This is a genomic window from Streptomyces sp. NPDC048288, from assembly GCF_043201555.1.
Lineage (GTDB): Bacteria > Actinomycetota > Actinomycetes > Streptomycetales > Streptomycetaceae > Streptomyces.
The window spans coordinates 44346-63008 of record NZ_JBICZD010000004.1 but is presented as its reverse complement, the minus strand read 5'-3'; the positions used below and the strand labels follow the sequence as shown (position 1 = coordinate 63008).

At 71.7% G+C, this 18663-nt stretch carries 18 protein-coding genes; 6 read left to right on the top strand and 12 right to left on the bottom strand.

Translation table 11 applies throughout. The features are described from left to right. The first annotated feature begins 15 nt into the window (after window positions 1–15). Entirely contained in the window at window positions 16–1428 is a 1413-nt protein-coding gene (locus tag ACGFZS_RS15780) for an amino acid permease (protein WP_393795512.1), read from the top strand. Here the strand turns inward: ACGFZS_RS15780 and ACGFZS_RS15775 are convergent. Then, the gene (locus ACGFZS_RS15775; RefSeq protein ID WP_393795511.1) at window positions 1425–2240 is read right to left on the bottom strand and encodes an alpha/beta fold hydrolase; all 816 of its coding nucleotides are present in this window, start codon (window positions 2238–2240) and stop codon (window positions 1425–1427) included. The two genes, ACGFZS_RS15780 and ACGFZS_RS15775, sit on opposite strands and share 4 nt — an antisense overlap. A 73-nt stretch (window positions 2241–2313) precedes the next feature. On the opposite strand from ACGFZS_RS15775, the gene ACGFZS_RS15770 reads away from it, so the two are divergent. After that, window positions 2314–2787, top strand: a complete 474-nt coding sequence (locus ACGFZS_RS15770; protein WP_393795510.1) for a MarR family winged helix-turn-helix transcriptional regulator — start codon at window positions 2314–2316, stop codon at window positions 2785–2787. Window positions 2788–2793: 6 nt separating this feature from the next. On the opposite strand, the gene ACGFZS_RS15765 is transcribed toward ACGFZS_RS15770, so the two are convergent. Further along, window positions 2794–3945 (bottom strand): CapA family protein, encoded by a 1152-nt coding sequence (locus ACGFZS_RS15765; protein ID WP_393795509.1) that lies wholly within the window; start codon window positions 3943–3945, stop codon window positions 2794–2796. Window positions 3946–4166: 221 nt separating this feature from the next. Here ACGFZS_RS15765 and ACGFZS_RS15760 point away from each other — a divergent pair, with 221 nt between their 5' ends. From ACGFZS_RS15760 to ACGFZS_RS15750, 3 genes are all read left to right on the top strand, one after another. Next, on the top strand, window positions 4167–4763 hold the full coding sequence (locus ACGFZS_RS15760; RefSeq protein WP_393795508.1) for a sigma-70 family RNA polymerase sigma factor: 597 nt from the start codon (window positions 4167–4169) through the stop codon (window positions 4761–4763). 144 nt (window positions 4764–4907) lie between these two features. Then, a complete protein-coding gene (locus ACGFZS_RS15755) occupies window positions 4908–5423 on the top strand; it encodes a hypothetical protein (RefSeq protein ID WP_355711101.1) in 516 nt (171 codons plus the stop codon). A gap of 148 nt (window positions 5424–5571) precedes the next feature. After that, window positions 5572–6228, top strand: coding sequence for a zf-HC2 domain-containing protein (locus ACGFZS_RS15750; RefSeq protein ID WP_393795507.1), 657 nt, complete (start codon window positions 5572–5574; stop codon window positions 6226–6228). 7 nt (window positions 6229–6235) lie between these two features. Here ACGFZS_RS15750 and ACGFZS_RS15745 read toward each other — a convergent pair whose 3' ends face one another. Together ACGFZS_RS15745 and ACGFZS_RS15740 are read right to left on the bottom strand one after the other, a co-directional pair. Further along, on the bottom strand, window positions 6236–7099 hold the full coding sequence (locus ACGFZS_RS15745; protein WP_393795506.1) for an Fpg/Nei family DNA glycosylase: 864 nt from the start codon (window positions 7097–7099) through the stop codon (window positions 6236–6238). 31 nt (window positions 7100–7130) lie between these two features. Next, window positions 7131–9230: a SpoIIE family protein phosphatase gene (locus ACGFZS_RS15740; RefSeq protein ID WP_393795505.1), complete on the bottom strand. Its 2100-nt coding sequence runs from the start codon at window positions 9228–9230 to the stop codon at window positions 7131–7133. Window positions 9231–9386: 156 nt separating this feature from the next. Here ACGFZS_RS15740 and ACGFZS_RS15735 point away from each other — a divergent pair, with 156 nt between their 5' ends. Beyond that, a complete protein-coding gene (locus tag ACGFZS_RS15735; protein WP_393795504.1) occupies window positions 9387–10814 on the top strand; it encodes a lipase maturation factor family protein in 1428 nt (475 codons plus the stop codon). Here ACGFZS_RS15735 and ACGFZS_RS15730 read toward each other — a convergent pair. Genes ACGFZS_RS15730 through ACGFZS_RS15695 form a run of 8 tightly spaced genes read right to left on the bottom strand, consistent with a single transcriptional unit; the run spans window position 10802 to window position 18637 of the window. Then, complete coding sequence (locus tag ACGFZS_RS15730) at window positions 10802–11626, bottom strand: amidohydrolase family protein (RefSeq protein ID WP_393795503.1); 825 nt, start codon at window positions 11624–11626, stop codon at window positions 10802–10804. The two genes, ACGFZS_RS15735 and ACGFZS_RS15730, sit on opposite strands and share 13 nt — an antisense overlap. Continuing rightward, window positions 11623–11937: an L-rhamnose mutarotase gene (locus ACGFZS_RS15725; protein WP_393795502.1), complete on the bottom strand. Its 315-nt coding sequence runs from the start codon at window positions 11935–11937 to the stop codon at window positions 11623–11625. Before ACGFZS_RS15725 ends, ACGFZS_RS15730 begins: the two co-directional genes overlap by 4 nt. Further along, window positions 11934–12920, bottom strand: a complete 987-nt coding sequence (locus ACGFZS_RS15720) for an aldo/keto reductase (RefSeq protein ID WP_393795501.1) — start codon at window positions 12918–12920, stop codon at window positions 11934–11936. The genes ACGFZS_RS15725 and ACGFZS_RS15720 overlap by 4 nt, the downstream gene beginning before the upstream one ends. Beyond that, on the bottom strand, window positions 12917–13672 hold the full coding sequence (locus ACGFZS_RS15715; RefSeq protein ID WP_393795500.1) for an SDR family NAD(P)-dependent oxidoreductase: 756 nt from the start codon (window positions 13670–13672) through the stop codon (window positions 12917–12919). The genes ACGFZS_RS15720 and ACGFZS_RS15715 overlap by 4 nt, the downstream gene beginning before the upstream one ends. Continuing rightward, complete coding sequence (locus ACGFZS_RS15710; RefSeq protein WP_393795499.1) at window positions 13669–15018, bottom strand: L-fuconate dehydratase; 1350 nt, start codon at window positions 15016–15018, stop codon at window positions 13669–13671. Before ACGFZS_RS15710 ends, ACGFZS_RS15715 begins: the two co-directional genes overlap by 4 nt. A gap of 40 nt (window positions 15019–15058) precedes the next feature. Further along, complete coding sequence (locus ACGFZS_RS15705; protein WP_393795498.1) at window positions 15059–16084, bottom strand: ABC transporter permease; 1026 nt, start codon at window positions 16082–16084, stop codon at window positions 15059–15061. Next, window positions 16077–17570, bottom strand: a complete 1494-nt coding sequence (locus ACGFZS_RS15700; protein WP_393795497.1) for a sugar ABC transporter ATP-binding protein — start codon at window positions 17568–17570, stop codon at window positions 16077–16079. Before ACGFZS_RS15700 ends, ACGFZS_RS15705 begins: the two co-directional genes overlap by 8 nt. Further along, window positions 17567–18637: a sugar ABC transporter substrate-binding protein gene (locus ACGFZS_RS15695; RefSeq protein WP_393795496.1), complete on the bottom strand. Its 1071-nt coding sequence runs from the start codon at window positions 18635–18637 to the stop codon at window positions 17567–17569. Before ACGFZS_RS15695 ends, ACGFZS_RS15700 begins: the two co-directional genes overlap by 4 nt. Between the last annotated feature and the right edge of the window lie 26 nt (window positions 18638–18663).

Here is an 18663-nt window from a genome sequence, read left to right as displayed (position 1 = left end):
GAAGAGGTGAGGCACATGGCCAAGCTCCGCATGGGTGAAGGAATTCTCCGTCGCAAACCCATCGAACACATCGAGGAGACGGAGGTCACCGAGGGCCCCCGGCTGGACCGGTCGCTGGGGCTGGTGCAGCTCACAGCGATCGGCGTGGGCGGCATCATCGGCGCGGGCATCTTCACCCTCGCCGGCACGGTGGCCAACGAGACGGCCGGTCCCGCCGTCCTGGTCTCCTTCCTCATCGCCGGTCTGGCGAGCGCCTGCGCCGCGCTGTCGTACGCCGAGTTCGCCGGGCTGATCCCGAAGGCGGGGTCGGCGTACACGTACGGCTACGCGGTGCTCGGCGAGTTCGCGGGCTGGTTCATCGGCTGGGACCTGCTCCTGGAGTACACGGCGATCGTGGCGGTGGTCGCGATCGGCATCTCCGGGTACTTCGGCTTCCTGGTCGAGGAGATGGGGGCGAACCTGCCGGACTGGATGCTGGGCGCCCCCGGCACCGGGGCGGGCCACCGGGTGGACCTGTTCGCCGCCGTGCTCTGTCTGCTGATCGCCTACCTGCTGAACCGGGGCATCCGCAGCGCGGCCCGTTTCGAGACGTTCGTGGTGGTGCTCAAGGTCCTCGTGGTGCTGCTGGTGATCGGGGTCGGCGTGTTCCACATCAGCACGGCGAACTACCACCCCTTCTTCCCCTTCGGTGTCAGCGGCGCGTTCACCGGGGCGGCGACGGTGTTCTTCGCGGTCTTCGGGTACGACGCGATGTCGACGGCGGCCGAGGAGTCCAAGGACGCCCAGCGGCACATGCCGAAGGCGATCATCTACTCGCTGGCGATCTCGATGGTGCTGTACGTGGCGGCCTGTCTGGTGCTGACCGGCATGCAGAACTACAAGGACATCGACCCGGAGAGCGGCTTCTCGACGGCGTTCAAGTCGGTGGGGCTGAGCGGGCTCGCCGATGTGATCGCGGTGGGGGCGATCATCGGCATCCTCACGGTCATGTTCACGTTCATGCTGGGCGTGACCCGGGTGTGGTTCGCCATGTCCCGGGACGGGCTGCTGCCCGCGTGGTTCGCGAAGACCCACCCGACGCGGCACGTGCCGACCCGGGTGACCTGGATCGTCGGGGTGGCGTCGGCGCTGCTGGCCGGGTTCGTGCCGATCGGCGAGGCGGCCGAGCTCACCAACATCGGCATCCTGCTGGCGTTCGTGGTGGTGTGCGTGGCGGTGATCGTGCTGCGCTACCGGCAGCCGGAGCTGCCGCGCTCCTTCCGCACGCCGTGGATGCCGTTCGTGCCCGCGCTGGGTGTGGTCTTCTCCGTCTGGCTGATCACGTTCCTGAAGTGGGAGACCTGGGTGCGGTTCGCCGTCTGGTTCGTGGTCGGCTGCGTGATCTATTTCGGCTACTCGTACAAGAGGTCGCGGCTGGCCGGGCGTTAGAGCGCGCGCAGGAAGTCGAGCAGAAGGGCGTTGAAGACCTCCGGCTGCTCCAGGTTCGGATAGTGGCCGGCTCCTTCGACGACCTCGGCGCGGCCGTGCGGGACCTCGCGGGCGAGGCGCTCGGCGGCGGCGAGCAGGTCGGCGGGTTCCAGGCCGCCGTTGATCGCGAGCACCGGGACGTCGATCTTCGGTACCCGGGGCCAGGAGTCGGTCACCCGGACGAGGTGGTCCGGCTCGTCCGGAGTGTGCTTGGAGATCGAGCCCAGGGCCATCTCCCGCAGCCGGCGCGGGATCTCCGGGTCGACGGCGTCGGGGGCGCGGTGCTCGCCCGGGACGACCCTGACGAAGGCGTCGAGCCAGCCCTCGATGTCACCGGCGCCCAGGGTGCGGGCGTACTCGGCCTGCAGTGCGGTGTGCCAGGGGTCCGTGTACCGGAAGTCGCCGGTGACGGCGCCGCAGGTGACCACCGCGCGGACCAGTTCCGGGTGTTCCAGCACGGTGTCGGTGGCGATCACGCCGCCCATGGACAGGCCGACGAGCACGGCGGGCCCGGCGTCCAGGTGGCGCAGCAGCTCCGCGAGGTCGTCGGCCCAGCGGAAGGGTGCGGTCGCGTTGGCGGAGGCGCCGTGGCCGCGCACGTCCGGGGCGATCACCCGGAACTCGGCGGCGAGCGCCGGGATCTGCTCGTGCCAGAAGCGGTGGTCGACGTACCCGGAGTGGAGCAGGACCACCGGGGCGCCGGAGCCGGTGTCGAGGTAGGCGAGGTCGCCGTCGGAGGACGGGAGGAAGCGGAGGTCCGCAGCACCATTCATGACAACCAAGGTGTCATCTTCCCGGGATTTTGACAACCAAGTTGTCATGATGACCGGGGTGCATGATGGCCGGGTGAACGACATCGACAAGCCCCTCCCCCCGGACGAGCTGGGCGACCGCATCACCGAGGTGTTCGATCTGATCGGCCCGCTCTACCGGCGCGCCTTCCGCAAGATCGAGCAGGGCGAGCAGATCGAGGGGGCCTCCGTCGGCGTGCGCTCCGTGCTGGACCTGCTGCGCCGGTACGAGCCCATGACGGTGCCCCAGATGGGCCGGATCATGGCGCTGAGCCGGCAGTTCGTGCAGCGCACGGTGAACGACGCGGTGGCGCGCGGCTGGGCGGAGGTGACCCCCAACCCGGCGCACCAGCGCTCCTCCCTGATCCGGCTCACCGACGAGGGCCGGGCCGTCATCACCGCCGTCCTCGCCCGCGAGCACGCCCTGAACCGGCAGGTCGGCGGCGATCTGACCGACGCCGAGATCACGGCGTGCGTGCGGGTGCTGAAGCAGCTGCTGACGACGTTCGACCACGTGGACGTGGAGTGAGGTCCGCTACTCCCCCATCACCAGACCGTCCTTCTCGGCCCCGCGGCTGAGCACGATGTCCCGGATGCTGTCGCGGGCGGCGGTGTAGTCGGCGCCCTGGGCGATGGCCGCGTTGAGGTCGACGACCCGGCCCGCGTCCAGGTCGTACAGCTGCGGGATGAACTCGGCCTTGGCCACCTCCCAGCGGCCGCCCGGGCGGGCGGGCGGGGCGAAGGTGAAGCGGGCGAGGGTGGACTCGTTGCCGCGCGGGTCCTGGCGGCCCTGGCTGTTGTACATCTCGCCGGCGATCTGGTCGCCGAGGCTGTAGACCACCCAGGTGCCGTTGATCTTCTCGTACGCCTGCGGGATGTGCGCGTGGGTGCCGAGGATCAGGTCGATGTCGGGGCGGCCGCCGGTGCGGGACGCGGTGAGCCGCTTGGCGAGGGTGAGCTGCTGCTGGTCCGGGGCGTCCTTGCCCTCGGTGCCCCAGTGCACGGAGACCACGACCACGTCGGCGCCGGCCTTCCGGGCGGCGCGGGCGTCGCCGAGGACGCGGTTCTCGTCGAGCAGACTCACCGCCCAGGGCTGTCCGGGCGGCAGCGAGTTGCCGTTGACGTCGAAGGTGTACGAGAGGTGGGCGACCCGGGCACGGCCCGCGGTCAGCAGGGTGAGGGTGCCCGCCTCGGACTCGGTGCGGGCGGTGCCCGCGTGCCTGAGGCCCACCTGGTCCATGACGGCGAGGGTGCGCTGGACACCGGCGAAGCCGTCGTCCAGGGCGCGGTCGGAGGCGGTGGAGCAGCCGTCGTAGCCGGCCGTGGCCAAGGCCTGGACGAGCTGCGGCGGCGAGGTGCGGCCGGACTCGTCGCCGACCGTGCCGGAGACGGTCGCCAGGTGACAGAGCGCCAGGTCGGCGCGGGAGACCACGGGTTGGACGCCGGCGAGCATCGGGCCGAAGTCGTGGCCGTTGCCGCCCGCGTCGAGGTTCGCGTGGTCGATCGCGGACTTCTGCGGCAGCACGTCACCGGAGGCGACGAGAGTGAAGCGGCCGGCGGCCGCCACCGACGGGGCCGGAGGGCCGGGCGGAGCGCCGCCCTCCTGCCGCTCGTGGTTCTGGCAGGCGGCCGCGGTGGCGAGGAGGGCGGTCAGGGCCAGGGCCGCCTGTCGTCTGCGATTGATCATCAGGAGCACCCCAGAGTCGCAAGGCTCGTCCTATTTACAGATCAATGGGTACGAAGGTGAGCGGGACCGCAAACAACTCAGGCGCCCCGATTGACCCATCCGGGTCGGGTACGGGGGGTGACGGACCGTTCGTCGCACCGTTCGCCGACGCGATCGACCGTCCGCCGCAGATCCCTGTGCGGCCCCTGTCCCCCGGCCCGGCCCTGCGATGCCATACGGCCATGACGGCCGGAACAACCCTTTCCCATGGGCCTCCCCAAGGGCTGCCCCGCGGACTTCCCCACGGACTTCCCCACGGGACGACGACCGCCGAGCACGAGCTCGCCGCGCTCCAGCGCGAGCACGGCCGACCCCTCTTCGCGCTGCTGCTGCGGCTCAGCGACGGGGACCGGCAGCGGGCCGAGGATCTCGTCCAGGAGACGCTCGTACGCGCCTGGCAGCATCCCGAGGCGCTGCGCGCCGACGCCTTCGACTCCGTACGGCCCTGGCTGCTGACGGTCGGCAGGCGGCTCGCCATCGACGCGCGCCGGGCCCGGCAGGCCCGGCCCCCCGAGGTGCCCGACGCGGTGCTGGAGAACACCCGGGCCGTCGGCGACCACGCCGAACGCGCCGCCGCGGCGCTGGACGTACGGGAGGCTGTGAAGACTCTCACTCCCGAACACCGTGAAGTCCTGGTGCTGGTGTACTTCCAGGGGGCGAGTGTGGCGGAGGCCGCCGAGGCTCTCGGCATCCCACCCGGTACCGTGAAATCGCGCGCTTACTACGCGCTGCGCGCCCTGCGCCGGGTCCTACCCGGTTACGCACCCGACCTGCGATGAAACCGTAAGCCAGGTCAAACCTCGGTAAAGCGCCTTGCTGAGGACCGTGTTTGAGCAATCAGCTGTCTTCATCCGTGTTCCGCACCGGGAGAGGGACGGACCCGGGGTCGGGGCCACGCGCGCACCGGAGGAAGGCAGGACGGGATGCTGCACAGAGGTCAAGAGAGCACGGACGGGGCCGGGAGCGGGGAACTCGCGGTCCCGATGGCATGGTTGTACGCCGAGTACATCGCCGACGAGCTGCTGCGCACAGGCGATCTCATGCCACCGACGTCCTTCGAGTTCCGGGCCGGCCGTGACGCGCTGGCGCTGACCATCTTTCTCTCCGACACGGACGGCGAACTGTCGGGCATCCGGGTCGTCTCCCAGTTGGAGAACTGGCTTTCGCTCACGGCGTACGACCAGCCGTGGCAGGAGTGGGTCGCGGAACGTATGAACGGATTGAGCGCCGAGGCCGTCCGGTCGGGCGGCCCGTCACCGGACCTGGATCTGGCCGAGGCGGCCTGGCGCTGGCTGGAGGAGACGGAGCTGCTCGCGCCCGATCTGGACGCGGTGCCGGGCGGCGGTTCGGTCTTCGGCGAGGACGACGGACCGAAGGTGTGGACCCCCGCCTGGCGGCTCGGTCTGCCCCTCGGGCATCTCGCCATCCATCTTTTTTGATTCAGGACCAATCCGCGGGCCCGGCCGCTCCGAATCCGTTGATTACGATTCTGTACGTGGCTTGAGTGAAACGGCTGCCGACTGCGTACGGGTGGGGGCAAGGAACAACGAGTAACCCCACCCCCACCCTTCGGCACGAGGATTCGTCATGAGGTCCCTGGAAAGGCATCGCGACGTCGGCGCGTACGCGCTCGGCGTGCTGGACGAGGCGGAGGCCTTCCGCTTCGAGGACCACCTCATGGAGTGCCCTCGTTGCGCGGCACACGTGACTGAATTCGGCCCCGCGGCACGGCAGTTGATGCTGTACCGCCGGGCCACGCCGCGCTTCGTGCACCCCATGGCCCAGCCGGGGCCCCGACTGCTGGACCGGCTGCTGGCCGAGGTCGCGACCCGGCACCGCGCCAAGCGCCGCAGGCTGCTCTACGGCCTCGCCGCCTCGGTGGTGTTCGCGGTCGCCGGGCCCGGCATCGTGAGCTACGTCGGCCACGACGCCGCCCCGACCGTGCAGGTCGCGGCGACCACCGACGCGCAGTCGGGCGTGTGGGCGCAGGTGAGGGCGGCGGACACCGACTCGGGCACCGACATCGAACTGCAGGTGAAGGACGCGGACGGGCCGCGCTCCTGCCGGCTGATCGCGATCGGCCGGGACGGCTCCGAGCAGATCGTGACCACCTGGGCCGAGCGGGACCACGACGACCGGGTGAGCACCATGACGGGCGGCTCCTCGATGCACCCCGACGAGATCGACCACTACGAGGTGCGCAACGCCGACGGGCAGCGCCTCGTGAGCATCGACCCCAAATGACCGCCGGCTACTTGAGCAGCCGGGACATCCGGCGGTCCGCGAGCGGCTTGCCACCGGTCTGGCAGGTCGGGCAGTACTGGAGCGAGGAGTCGCTGAAGGACACCTCGCGGATGGTGTCGCCGCAGACCGGGCAGGGCTCGCCGGTCCGGCCGTGGACCCGCAGCCCGCTCTTCTTCTCCGCCTTGAGCCGGCCCGCCGCCAGGCCGTGGGAGCGCTCCACCGCCTCCGTGAGGGTGGTGCGCAGCGCCTCGTACAGCCCGTGGACCTCCTCGGGCGTCAGCGACGCCGCCAGCTTGAACGGGGACATCCTCGCCGCGTGCAGGATCTCGTCGCTGTAGGCGTTGCCCACCCCGGCGATCAGGCTCTGGTCGCGCAGGGCGCCCTTGAGCTGCCGCCGCTCGTCCTTCAGCAGGGCGGCGAGCCGGGCCTCGTCGAAGTCGGCGGCGAGCGGGTCGGGACCGAGCCGGGCGATGCCCGGGACCTCCCGCGGATCCCGTACGACGTACACGGCGAGCTTCTTCTGGGTGCCGGCCTCGGTGAGGTCGAAGCCCGCACCGGTCTCCAGCGCCACCCGTAGCGCCAGCGGGCCCTTTCCGGGCCGGGGCGGACCGTCCGGCAGCCGGTCCTTCCACTGGAGCCAGCCCGCGCGGGCCAGATGGGTGACGAACCGCAGCCCGCCGTCGGCCTCGACGTCCAGGAACTTGCCGTGCCGGTGCACGGCGACGACCTCGCGGCCCTCGAAGGCGGTGACCGGGGGGTCGTACGTCTTCAGGACACTGATGGCGACCGGCAGGACGCGCACGACCTCGTGGCCGACCAGGTTCTCGGTCAGGAAGTCCTTGAGCGCTTCGACCTCGGGCAGTTCGGGCATGCGTCCAGAGTGCCACCCGGGGCTCGCGGGGTCAGTCCCCGTCGCCCTTCTCCGGCATCCGGAACTCGCACCACACCGCCTTGCCGCCGCCGCGCGCCTCCACGCCCCACACGTCGGCGAGCTGGTCGACGAGGAGCAGCCCGCGCCCGGACACCCCGTCCTCCCCGGCCTCGCGCCGGCGCGGCAGGGCGCTGGAGGAGTCCTCGACCTCGACCCGGAGCCGGCGGTCGCTGCCGCCGAGGACCCGGAGCGTGACGATCGCCGAGCCCTCGGTGTGCATGAGCGCGTTGGTGATCAGTTCGTCGGCGACCAGCTCGATCTCGTCGGCCCGGTCCTCGGCGCCCCAGGCGCGGACGGCGGCGCGGACCATGTGCCGGGCCAGCGCGAGCGCCTCGGGGTCGCCGGAGGCCACGTGCTGCTGGAGGCGCCCGACGGCCTGCGCGCTGTCCAGGCCGCGGCGGCGCAGCAGGAGCAGGGCCACGTCGTCGTCGCCGCCCCGGTCCTCGGCGATGTCGATCAGCAGGTCGGCCAGGTCCCGTACGTCCTCCGGACCCCCGGCGACCTGCTCGGTCAGGGCCCGCATCCCCTCGCCCAGGTCGGTGCCGGGCTGCTCGACCAGCCCGTCGGTGCACAGCAGCAGGGTCTCGCCGGGGTCGAGTTCCAGGGTGGACACGGGGTATTCGAGGCTGCGGAACTCGGCGGACAGGCCGAGCGGCAGCCCGCCCTCCACCGGGACCCGGCGGCAGCCGCCGTCGGCGGCCCGCAGCAGCGGGTCGATGTGCCCGGCACGGACCACCTGGACGACCCCCGTGGCGAGGTCGGCCTCGGCGTACAGACAGGTGGCGAACCGGTCGGTGTCCAGCTCGTCCAGGAAGACGGAGGCGCGGGCCATCACGGTGGCCGGGGCATGCCCCTCGGCGGCGTAGGCGCGCAGCACGATGCGCAGCTGGCCCATGACGGCCGCCGCGTGGGTGTCGTGGCCCTGGACGTCGCCGATGACCGCGCCGACCCGGCCGCCGGGCAGCGGGATCAGGTCGTACCAGTCGCCGCCGATGTCCCGGCCCAGGGAGCCGCCGGCGGCCGCGGAGCGGTAGCGGACGGCGACGTCGGCGCCGCGCACGCTGGGGATGGTGCGCGGCAGCATCGCCTGCTGCAGGCCCTGGGCCAGGTCCTTCTCCTGCTCGAAGAGCATGGCCCGCTGCAGGCTCTGGGCGATGCTGCTGCCGAGGGCGACCAGCACGGCGCGTTCCTCGGCGGAGAAGCCCAGCCGGTCGTTGTAGAGCAGGCCCATGGCGCCGATCGGGCGGGCCTGCGCGATCAGCGGCAGATAGGCGGCCGAGGTGATCCGCAGTTCCGTGATGTGCGGCCACAGTATGGGGTAGCCGTCGGCGAACTCCTCGGGGGACTCGATGAAGCGCGGGCTGAGGGTCCGCACCACCTCGCCCATCGGGTAGGGCTCGTCTATCCGGGTGATCCGGGTGCCCGGCACGAAGCTGCCCACCGGCCCCTCGGCGACCAGCCGGATCCGGCCGGCCTCGACCAGGCCCATCACCAGGCTGGTCGCGCCCAGGTTGGGGATGCCGTGGGTGTCCTTGAGGACGTCGATGACCTCCTGGACGCTGCGGGCGTGCGCGAGGGCGGCGGTGACCACCTGGACGACGCCGGTCTGCTGGCGCAGCGCCTCGTCCTGGGCGGCCCGCAGCGTGCGCGCCTCGCTGTCCTCCAGCTCCTGGGTGGCGTCCCGGACGATCCCGACGACCCGGCGCGGGCGGCCGGTCGCGTCGCGCCGGATGTAGCCCTGGGTGTGGGTCCAGCGCGGCGTGCCGTCGCGGCGGCGGATGCGGAAGTACGCCCCGTAGTTCTCGCTGCCGTCCTTGATGGCCCGGGACACCACCGCGTCCAGCCTGCTGGACTCCGCCGAGGGCACCCGGACGGCGAGGCTCTCGGGGCGCCCGTCGTACTCCTCGGGGGTCAGGTCGAACACCTCGTGCGCCTGGGCGTCCATGTGGAACAGACCGGTGTCCAGGTCCCAGTCGAAGGTCCCCATGTGGTTGAGCGCCAGGATCGGGTGGTCCGGATGGGCGGGCCAGTCGTCCGGGAGAGACGGAGCGCGCGCTCCCCGATCAGCCATGGGGCCACCATGCCAGGGGAACCCCCTATGGGCAATTCCTCCCCTATTGTCCACATCACTCGCTCGGGTTACGCAAGCGGGGAGGCGCGGTACACAGGGTGACAGGCCCGTCCGGACTCCGGGGCCGCACCATGGAGAAGGCAGGAGCGCACGGCCGTGGACTGGTTCACCGCACCCGGGTACTGGCTGAGCTGGCTGGTCTTCCAGCGGGCCCTGGCCGGGGTGTACCTGTGCGCGTTCCTGGTGGCGGCACTGCAGTTCCGGGCGCTGCTGGGCGAGCGCGGGATGCTGCCGATCCCCCGGTACGTCGAACGGATCCCGTTCCGCCGGGCGCCGAGCCTGTTCCACCTGTACTACTCGGACCGGTTCTTCGCGGCCTGCGCCTGGGCGGGCTGCGCGGTGTCGGCGGCCCTGCTGGCGGGCGCGGACTCGCTGCTCCCCCTGTGGGCCGGGATGCTGCTGTGGCTGCTCCCCTGGGCCCTGTACCTCTCGATCGTCAACGTCGGCCAGACCTGGTACGCGTTCGGCTGGGAGTCCCTGCTCCTGGAGACCGGCTTCCTCGCCGTCTTCCTGGGCAACGACGAGGTGGCCCCGCCGGTCGTCGTGCTGTTCCTGCTGCGCTGGATCCTGTTCCGGGTGGAGTTCGGGGCGGGCCTGATCAAGATGCGCGGGGACGCCTGCTGGCGGAAGCTGACCTGCCTCCACTACCACCACGAGACCCAGCCGATGCCGGGCCCGCTGAGCTGGTTCTTCCACCATCTGCCCGGGCCGGTGCACAAGGCCGAGGTGGCCGCGAACCACGTCACCCAGCTCGTCGTCCCGGTCCTGCTGTTCACCCCCCAGCCGGTCGCGACGGCGGCCGCGTCCCTGATGATCCTCACCCAGCTGTGGCTGGTGGTCTCCGGCAACTTCTCCTGGCTGAACTGGATCACCATCGTGCTGGCCCTGTCGGCCGTCCGGCTGCCCGCCGGCCACCGCGCGGCGCCGCCCGCCCCGCTCTGGTACGAGGTGGCCGTCCTCGCCGTGACCGCCCTGCTGCTCTTCCTGAGCTACCACCCGGTGCGGAACATGATCTCCCGCCGGCAGGTCATGAACCGCTCCTTCGACCCGCTCCACCTGGTCAACACCTACGGCGCGTTCGGCAGCGTCAGCCGGATCCGCTACGAGGTGGTGGTCGAGGGCACCCTGGACCGGACCCCGCGCGAGGACGCGCAGTGGCGGGAGTACGAGTTCAAGGGCAAGCCGGGCGATCCCCGGCACTGGCCGCGCCAGTTCGCCCCCTACCACCTCCGCCTGGACTGGCTGATGTGGTTCGCGGCCCTCTCCCCCGCGTACGCCGGGGAGTGGTTCGGCGGCCTGGTGGAACGCCTCCTGGCGAACGACCGCGACACCCTGCGGCTGCTGCGCCGCTCCCCCTTCCCGCCGGACCGGCCCCCGCACTTCGTCCGCGCCCGCCTCTTCCGCTACCGCTACACCAGTTGGCGGGAGCTGAGGGAGACGGGCGCGTGCTGGGAGCGGACGTACGTACGGGAGTTCCTGCCGCCGACGCGGCTGGCGGACGACGGCCGGTCTCAGAGTCCGTAGACGCGGGTGGCGGTGGTCTCGAGGACGGCGGTGCGGTCGGTTGGTGCGATCAGCCGGGTGGCCGCGTCGAGGACTTCGCCGTACGTCGCGACCGCGGTGCACACCGGCCAGTCCGAGCCGAACATCAGGCGATCGGGACCGAAGGCGTCCAGGACCGTGTCGGCGTACGGGCGGAGGTCCCCGACCGTCCAGGAGGCGGGATCGGCCTCGGTGACCATGCCGGAGAGTTTGCAGAAGGTGTTCGGGAGGGCGGCGAGGGCGCGGACGGCGGTGGCCCAGGGTTCGAGGCCGCCGGAGGCGATGGGCGGCTTGCCCAGGTGGTCCAGGACGAAGGTGAGGTGCGGATGGGACTCGGCGGCCCGCACGGCGGCGGGGAGCTGGTGGGCCTGGACGATCAGGTCGTAGACCAGGCCCGCGTCGGCGAGCGCGCTCAGCCCCCGGCCGACGTCCGGGCGCAGCAGCCACCGGGGGTCGGGCTCGCCCTGGACCTGGTGGCGGATGCCCTTCAGGTAGGAGCCGCCGGGGAGTTCGCGCAGCCGGGCGAGTTCGTCGGCGACACCGGGGCGGGTCAGGTCGGTCCAGCCGACGACCCCGGCGATCAGGTCGTGGGCGTCGGCGAGGGCGAGGAACTCGGGGGTCTCCTCGGGGACGGTGATCGTCTGGACGAGGACGGTGCGGGTGACACCGGCCGCGTGCGCCTCGGGTTCGAGGTCGGCGAGACCGAAGCCTCTTCTGAGCGGGCTGTCTTCGGGGATCCAGTCCTGGTCCCGTACCGAGAGGTCCCAGACGTGGTGGTGGGCGTCGATGGTCACGGCAGCTCCCATACGACGGGCAGGCCGGCGTCCGCGCCCGCCTCGGAGTAGTCGTGGACGACGTCGAGGAGTTCGGCCATCCGGGCCTGCCAGGCGATGTTGACCGGGAGCTTCTCCAGTTCGCCGAGGAGGCGGCCGTAGTCCGCGCAGTCGATGACGTGGAAGAGGTCGGTGCCGCTGCGCCAGATGGTCCAGGAGGTGACACCGGCCGCCCGGATGGCGTCGGTGAGTTCGGCGGGGACCTCACGGTGCGCGGCCTCGTAGGCGGCGACGCGGTCCGCCCTGACCCTGGTGTGCAGGGCGATTCTCATGCCGGACCCTCCGTCGGCAGGGGGGCGTCGGCGGGCAGCAGGCCGGTGGCGCGCAGTTCCTGCCAGAAGGCGGCGGGCACGGGCGTGGCGAACTGCCGTGCGCCGTCCTCGATCTCGGCCGCCGAGCGGGCGCCTACCAGGACGCTCGCCACGGCCGGGTGGGCGGCGCAGAAGGCGAGGGCGGCGGCGCGCAGGGTGGTGCCGTGCTGTTCGGCGAGCGACTTGAGGCGCAGCGCGCGGGAGAGCAACTCGTGCGGTGCCTGGGTGTAGTTGTAGGTCGCGTCCGGCGTCGGGTTCGCCAGCAGGCCGGAGTTGAAGGCGCCGCCGATCACCACCGAGGCGCCGCGTTCCCCGGCGGCCGGCAGCAGGTCGGCGAGGGCGCTCTGGTCGAGGAGGGTGTAGCGGCCCGCGCACAGCACCACGTCGACGTCGGTGTCGCGGACGAACCGGGTGAGCATGGCGGTCTGGTTCATGCCGGCGCCGATCGCGCCCACGACCCCCTCGGAGCGGAGCTTCTCCAGGGCCGGGTAGCCCTCGCGGAAGGCCTGTTCGGCGTGGTCGTCGGGGTCGTGGAGGTAGACGACGTCGACCCGGTCGAGGCCGAGCCGCTCCAGGCTGGCCTCCAGGGTGCGGCGGATGCCGTCGGCGGTGAAGTCCCAGACCCGGCGGAGGGTGTCGGGCACGGCGAAGCCGTTGGCGAGGTCGTCGCCGTCTCCGGGCCCGGGCTCCAGGCGCCGGCCGACCTTGGTGGAGAGCGTGTAGGCCGTACGGTCGTACTCCCGCAGCGCCTCGCCCAGCCGCCGTTCGGACAGGCCGAGGCCGTAGTGCGGGGCGGTGTCGAAGTAGCGGATGCCCTGCTGCCAGGCGGCGCCGACGGTGGCGTGCGCCTGCTCGTCCGGGACCTCGGTGTACAGGTTGCCGATGACGGCGGCGCCGAGGCCCAGGGGGCTGACCCGGACGCCGCTGCGGCCGAGGGCGTTCACCGGCCCGCCGGGCGCAGCCGCAGGCCCTGCATACCGCCGTCGACGGCGAGGGAGGTGCCTGTGGTGGCGCCGGACAGGGGGCTCGCCAGGTAGGCGATGGCGAGGGCCACTTCGGGGGCGGAGACCAGGCGGCCGGTGGGCTGGCGGGCCTCCAGGGCGGCGCGTTCGGCGGCCGGGTCGGCGGCCTTGCCGAGCAGCCGGCCGATCCACGGGGTGTCGACCGTGCCGGGGTTGACGCAGTTGACGCGGACGCCCTCGCGAACGTGGTCGGCGGCCATGGCCAGGGTGAGCGAGTAGACCGCGCCCTTGGTGGCGCTGTACAGGGCGCGCTGGGGCAGCCCTGCGGTGGCGGCGATGGAGCAGGTGTTGACGACGGCCGCGTGCGCGGAGCGGCGCAGGTGCGGGAGGGCGGCGCGCGCGGTGCGGACCATGCCGAGGACGTTGACGTCGAAGACGCGGTGCCATTCGGCGTCGTCGTTGTCCTCGACGGTGCCCTGGGCGCCGATGCCCGCGTTGTTGATCAGCACGTCGAGGCCGCCCAGTGCGTCCACGGCGCTCGCCACGGCCGTCCGCACGGAGGTGTCGTCGGTGACGTCGGCCCGGAAGCCGAGCAGCGGCTTCTCCACGGAGGACGGGTCGAGGTCGAGGACGGCGACCTGGGCGCCGCGCTCGGCGAGGAGTTCGGCGGTGGCCCGCCCGATGCCGGAGGCGCCGCCGGTGACCAGGGCCCTGAGGCCCTCGAAGTCGGTCATGCCGCCTGTCCCTTCTGAGTCTCGGGGTCGGCGGCCCAGAAGGTGCCGCCGGGGTAGGTGTACTCCGCGACGGACTCCGGTCGCAGGGCGGCCGAGAAGCCCGGTGCGGTGGGTGCCGCGTAGTGACCTTCGCGGATCACCACCGGATCGAGGAAGTGGTCGTGCAGATGGTCGACGTACTCGATGACCCGGTCCTCGGTGGTGCCGGAGACCGCCAGGTAGTCGAACATCGAGAGGTGCTGGACGAGTTCGCACAGGCCGACCCCGCCCGCGTGCGGGCAGACCGGGACGCCGAACTTGGCGGCCAGCAGCAGGATGGCGAGGTTCTCGTTGACGCCGCCGACCCGGGCCGCGTCGATCTGGACGACGTCGAGGGCACCGGCCTGGAGCATCTGCTTGAAGACGATCCGGTTCTGGACGTGTTCGCCGGTGGCGACCTTCACCGGGGCGACCGCCCGGCGGATCGCGGCGTGGCCGAGGATGTCGTCGGGGCTGGTGGGCTCCTCGATCCAGTACGGGTCGAACTCGGCGAGGGCCCTGGTCCAGCGGATCGCCTCGTCGACGTCCCAGCGCTGGTTGGCGTCGATGGCCATCCGGATGTCCGGGCCGACGACCGCGCGGGCCACCCGGCAGCGCCGGATGTCGTCCGCCAGGTCGGCGCCGACCTTCAGCTTGATCTGCCGGAAGCCGTCGGCGACCGCCTCGGCGGCCAGCCGGGTGAGCTTCTCGTCGTCGTAGCCGAGCCAGCCCGCGGAGGTGGTGTAGGCGGGGAAGCCGCGCTCCAGGAGGCGGGCCCGGCGCTCCCCGGCGCCCTCGCGGCCCCGGCGCAGGAGGTCGAGGGCCTCCTCGGGGGTGAGGGCGTCGGTGAGGTAGCGGAAGTCGATCTGGCGGACGATCCACTCGGGTTCGGCGTCGGCGAGCAGCTGCCACAGCGGCTTTCCGGCACGGCGGGCGGCGAGGTCCCAGACGGCGTTGATCACCGCGCCGATCGCCATGTGCATCACGCCCTTCTCGGGGCCGAGCCAGCGCAGCTGACTGTCCCCGATCAGGTCCTGGAAGAGCGATCCGGGGTCGTCGCAGATCTCGTCGACCGGGCGCCCGAGCACATGGTTCCGCAGCGCGTCGATCGCGGCGACCTGGACGTCGTTGCCCCGCCCGATGGTGAACGTGAACCCGTGCCCCTCGTGCCCGTCGCCCGCGTCGGTGCGCAGCACGACATAGGCCGCCGAGTAGTCGGGGTCCGGGTTCATCGCGTCGGAGCCGTCCAGCTCGCGCGAGGTGGGGAAGCGGATGTCATAGGTGTCGACCGCGGTGACGCGACCAGAGGAACCGGGGCTCGGGGACACGGACTGCCTTTCCGTCGGGGGGAGTTCGGGGCGCGGGGGTTCAGTCCTGCGCCCGTCCCGTGGTGACACGGGCGATCATGAGGGCGACCAGGATGATGCCGCCGTAGATGGCCTGGATCCAGAACGACGGCACCTGCGCCAGGGTGAGCAGGTTCTGTACGACACCCAGGAGGAGTACGCCGGTCAGCGCGCCGAACATGGTGCCCTTGCCGCCGTCCAGGCTGATGCCGCCGATCACCGCCGCCGCGAACACCGTGAAGATCATGTTGTTGCCCTGGTTGGCGCTGATCGCGCCCACGTACCCGGTCTGCATGATCCCGCCGACCGAGGCGAGCACCCCGGCCACCACGAAGACCCCGAGCATCACCCGGTCGACGCGGATGCCGGCGGCGCGGGCCGCGTCGGCGTTGCCGCCGATGGCGTAGAGGGCGCGGCCGACGCGGTGGTACCTGAGGACGAGCCCGGTGACCGCGAAGGCGACCGCGGCCAGCCACACCGACATCGGGACGTTGAGGAAGGTGGTGGTGGCCAGGGTGAAGAAGCTGTCGGGCATCCCGAACAGCGTCTTGCCCTTGGTGGCGCCGACCAGCACACCGCGCAGCACGATCAGCATCGCCAGCGTCACGATGAACGCGTTGAGCTTGAACTTCACGACCAGGATGCCGTTGAAGGCGCCGACGGCCGCGCCGACCACCAGGATCGCCAGCAGGGCGAGGGGCGCCGGGAGCTCCGTGCCCCAGCCGGACTCCGCGGAGGGCAGCACGAGCAGCGCGCCGACGGCGGGCGCGATGCCGACGACCGACTCCAGGGAGAGGTCGAACTTGCCGGTGATCAGCACCAGCGACTCGGCGAGCACCACCATCGCGAGGGCCGCGGAGGCACCGAGGATGGAGATCAGGTTGCGCTCGGTGAGGAACGAGTCGTTGACCACCGCGCCGAGCACCATGAGCAGCAACAGGGCGGGGACGAGGGCGAGTTCACGGGCCCGGCGCAGCAGGACGGTACGGGCCGCGCGCGGGTCCGGGGAGCGTACCGGGGTGAGCGGCGGAGCCTTGGTCTCAGCCATGGTCCACTCCTTCTATGGAGGCGATCAGCTCGTGGTCGTGCCAGCCGGCCGGGTGTTCGGCGACGATCCGGCCGTGGAAGAGGACGAGGACGCGGTCGCAGCGCCGCAGGTCGTCGAGTTCGTCGGAGACGACCAGCACGGCGGTGCCGTCCTCGCGGGCGCTGTCCACCCGGGCCAGCAGGGACTCCTTGGACTTCACGTCCACGCCCGCGGTGGGGTTGACCAGGACGAGCAGCCGGGGGTCGGAGGCCAGGGCGCGGGCCATGACGACCTTCTGCGCGTTGCCGCCGGACAGGTCGGAGACGGGCTGTTCGGGGCCCTCGGCGTGGATGTCGAGGCGTTCGATCAGTCCGGTGGCGAACCCGCGCTTGCGGTCGGTGCCGACGAACCCGTGCCGGCCCAGCCGGTCGAGCACGGTCATGGTGGCGTTGTCGCCGATGCTCATGCCGGGGACCAGGCCCTGGTCGTGCCGGTCGCGGGGCACGAAGCCGACACCGGCCCTCAGCGCGGCCCGTACGTCGCCGAACGGCAGCCGCTGGTCCCGCAGCCGCGCGGTCCCGCCGGTCGGGGTGCGCAGCCCGGCGATGGTCTCGGCGAGTTCGATCTTGCCGCTGCCGCTGGTGCCGGCCAGACCGACGACCTCGCCGCCGCGGACGGTGAGATCGATGCCGTCGTACGCCTCCGACGTGAGCCCGCTGGTGCTGAGGACGACGGGCGCCCCGGCGGGCACCGCGTCCCGCGCCCGCTGCTCCTGCCCGGTCACCGCCTCCCCCGCCATCGCCTCCACCAGGGCGGCCCTGGGCAGGTCGGCGACGGGGGCGGTGGTGATCCAGCGGGCGTCGCGGAGGACGGTGACGGTCTGGCAGACCTCGTAGACCTCCTGGAGGTGGTGCGAGATGAACAGGAAGGTCACGCCCGAGTCCTGCAGCGCCCGCATCCGGCCGAACAGCCGCTCGATCTCCCGGTTGTCGAGCTGCGCGGTCGGTTCGTCGAGGACGATGAACCGGGCGCCGAAGCTCAGCGCCCGGGCGATCTCGACCATCTGCCGGTCCTCGACCTTGAGGTCGGCGGTGCGGGCCTCGGGGTCGACGTGCACGTCCCAGGTGTCGAGCAGCGCGGCGGCCTCCCCGCGCAGCCGCCGCCAGCTGATGAATCCCCGCTGCAGCGGCTGCCGGTTGATGAAGAGGTTCTCGGCGACCGTCAGTTCCGGTACGACGGTCGGCTTCTGGTAGACGCAGGCCACCTTGCGCCGCCAGGCGTCCCGGTCGGCGAGCGCGGGCGCGGGTTCGCCGTCGAAGCGGACCGTGCCCTCGTCCGGGGCCTGCAGGCCGGTGAGGACGTTGACCAGGGTGGACTTGCCGGCGCCGTTGCGGCCGACGAGGGCGTGGGACTCGCCGGGCAGCACGGTGAGCCGGCCGTCGGCGAGGGCGACGGTGGGGCCGTACCGCTTGACGATGTCCCGGGCCTCAACGAGTGGCGTGATCATTTGACCGTGTTGCCCCACAGCTTCGGGTCGTCCACGTTGTCCTTGGTGACCAGGGGCGCCGGCAGCTGGTCCTCCAGGATCCCGCTGGACAGCTTGACGATCGTCGAGTCGTGGTCGGTCGGACCCGGCTTGAAGGTCTTCCCCTCCATCGCCGCCTTGATGTAGTACATGCCGTACTTGGCGTAGGCGTCGGCGGGCTGGGAGACGGTCGCGTCGATCTGGCCCTTGCGGATGGCGTCGAACTCCTGCGGGATGCCGTCGTTGGAGACGATCACTATGTGCCCGCTCTGCCCGGCCGTCTTGAGCATGCCCTTGGACTTCAGGGTCTGCAGGGTCGGGGCGAGGTAGACACCGCCAGCCTGCATGTAGATGCCCTTGATGTCGGGGTTGGCGTTGAGCAGGGTGCCCAGCTGGGAGGCGGCCGTGTCGGACTCCCACTTGGCGGGGATCTCCAGGACCTTGAGCTTCGGGTACTTCTGCTTCACACAGGAGCGGAACGCCTCGGAGCGGTCCCGGCCGTTGACCGAGGCCAGGTCGCCCATGATCTGCACGACCTTGCCGCTGGTGATGTGCGCGCCGAGGTACTCGCAGGCCTTCTCGCCGTAGGCGACGTTGTCGGCGCGTACGACCATGGCGACCTTGCCCTTGTCGGGCGCCACGTCCACGGCGACCACGGGCACGCCCTTGCGCTCGGCCTGGTCGAGGCCGGCCTCGATGGCGGCGCTGTCCAGCGGGGCGACGACCAGCCCCTTCACGCCCTGGTTCAGCTCGTTGTTGATGTCGGTGATCTGCTGCGAGGGGTCGCTGTTGGAGTTGACCGTCTTCAGCGCGTCGACCCCCTCGGACTTCGCCATCTTCGGCACGTAGTCGTTGTACGACTGCCAGAACGGCGAGGTCAGCAGGGGCAGGATCACCCCGACCTTGCCGGTGCCGCCGCCACCGGCGCTGCCGCTGCCGGTGTCCTTGGTGCTGCCGCACGCGGCGAGCATCAGCGAGGCACCGACGGCCAGGGCCGCCGCGCCGGTGATCCGGTACCTGTTCCGCTTCCTCAGTGTTCTGCCGGGCATCTGGCAGCTCCTCATCGAGCGTGTTC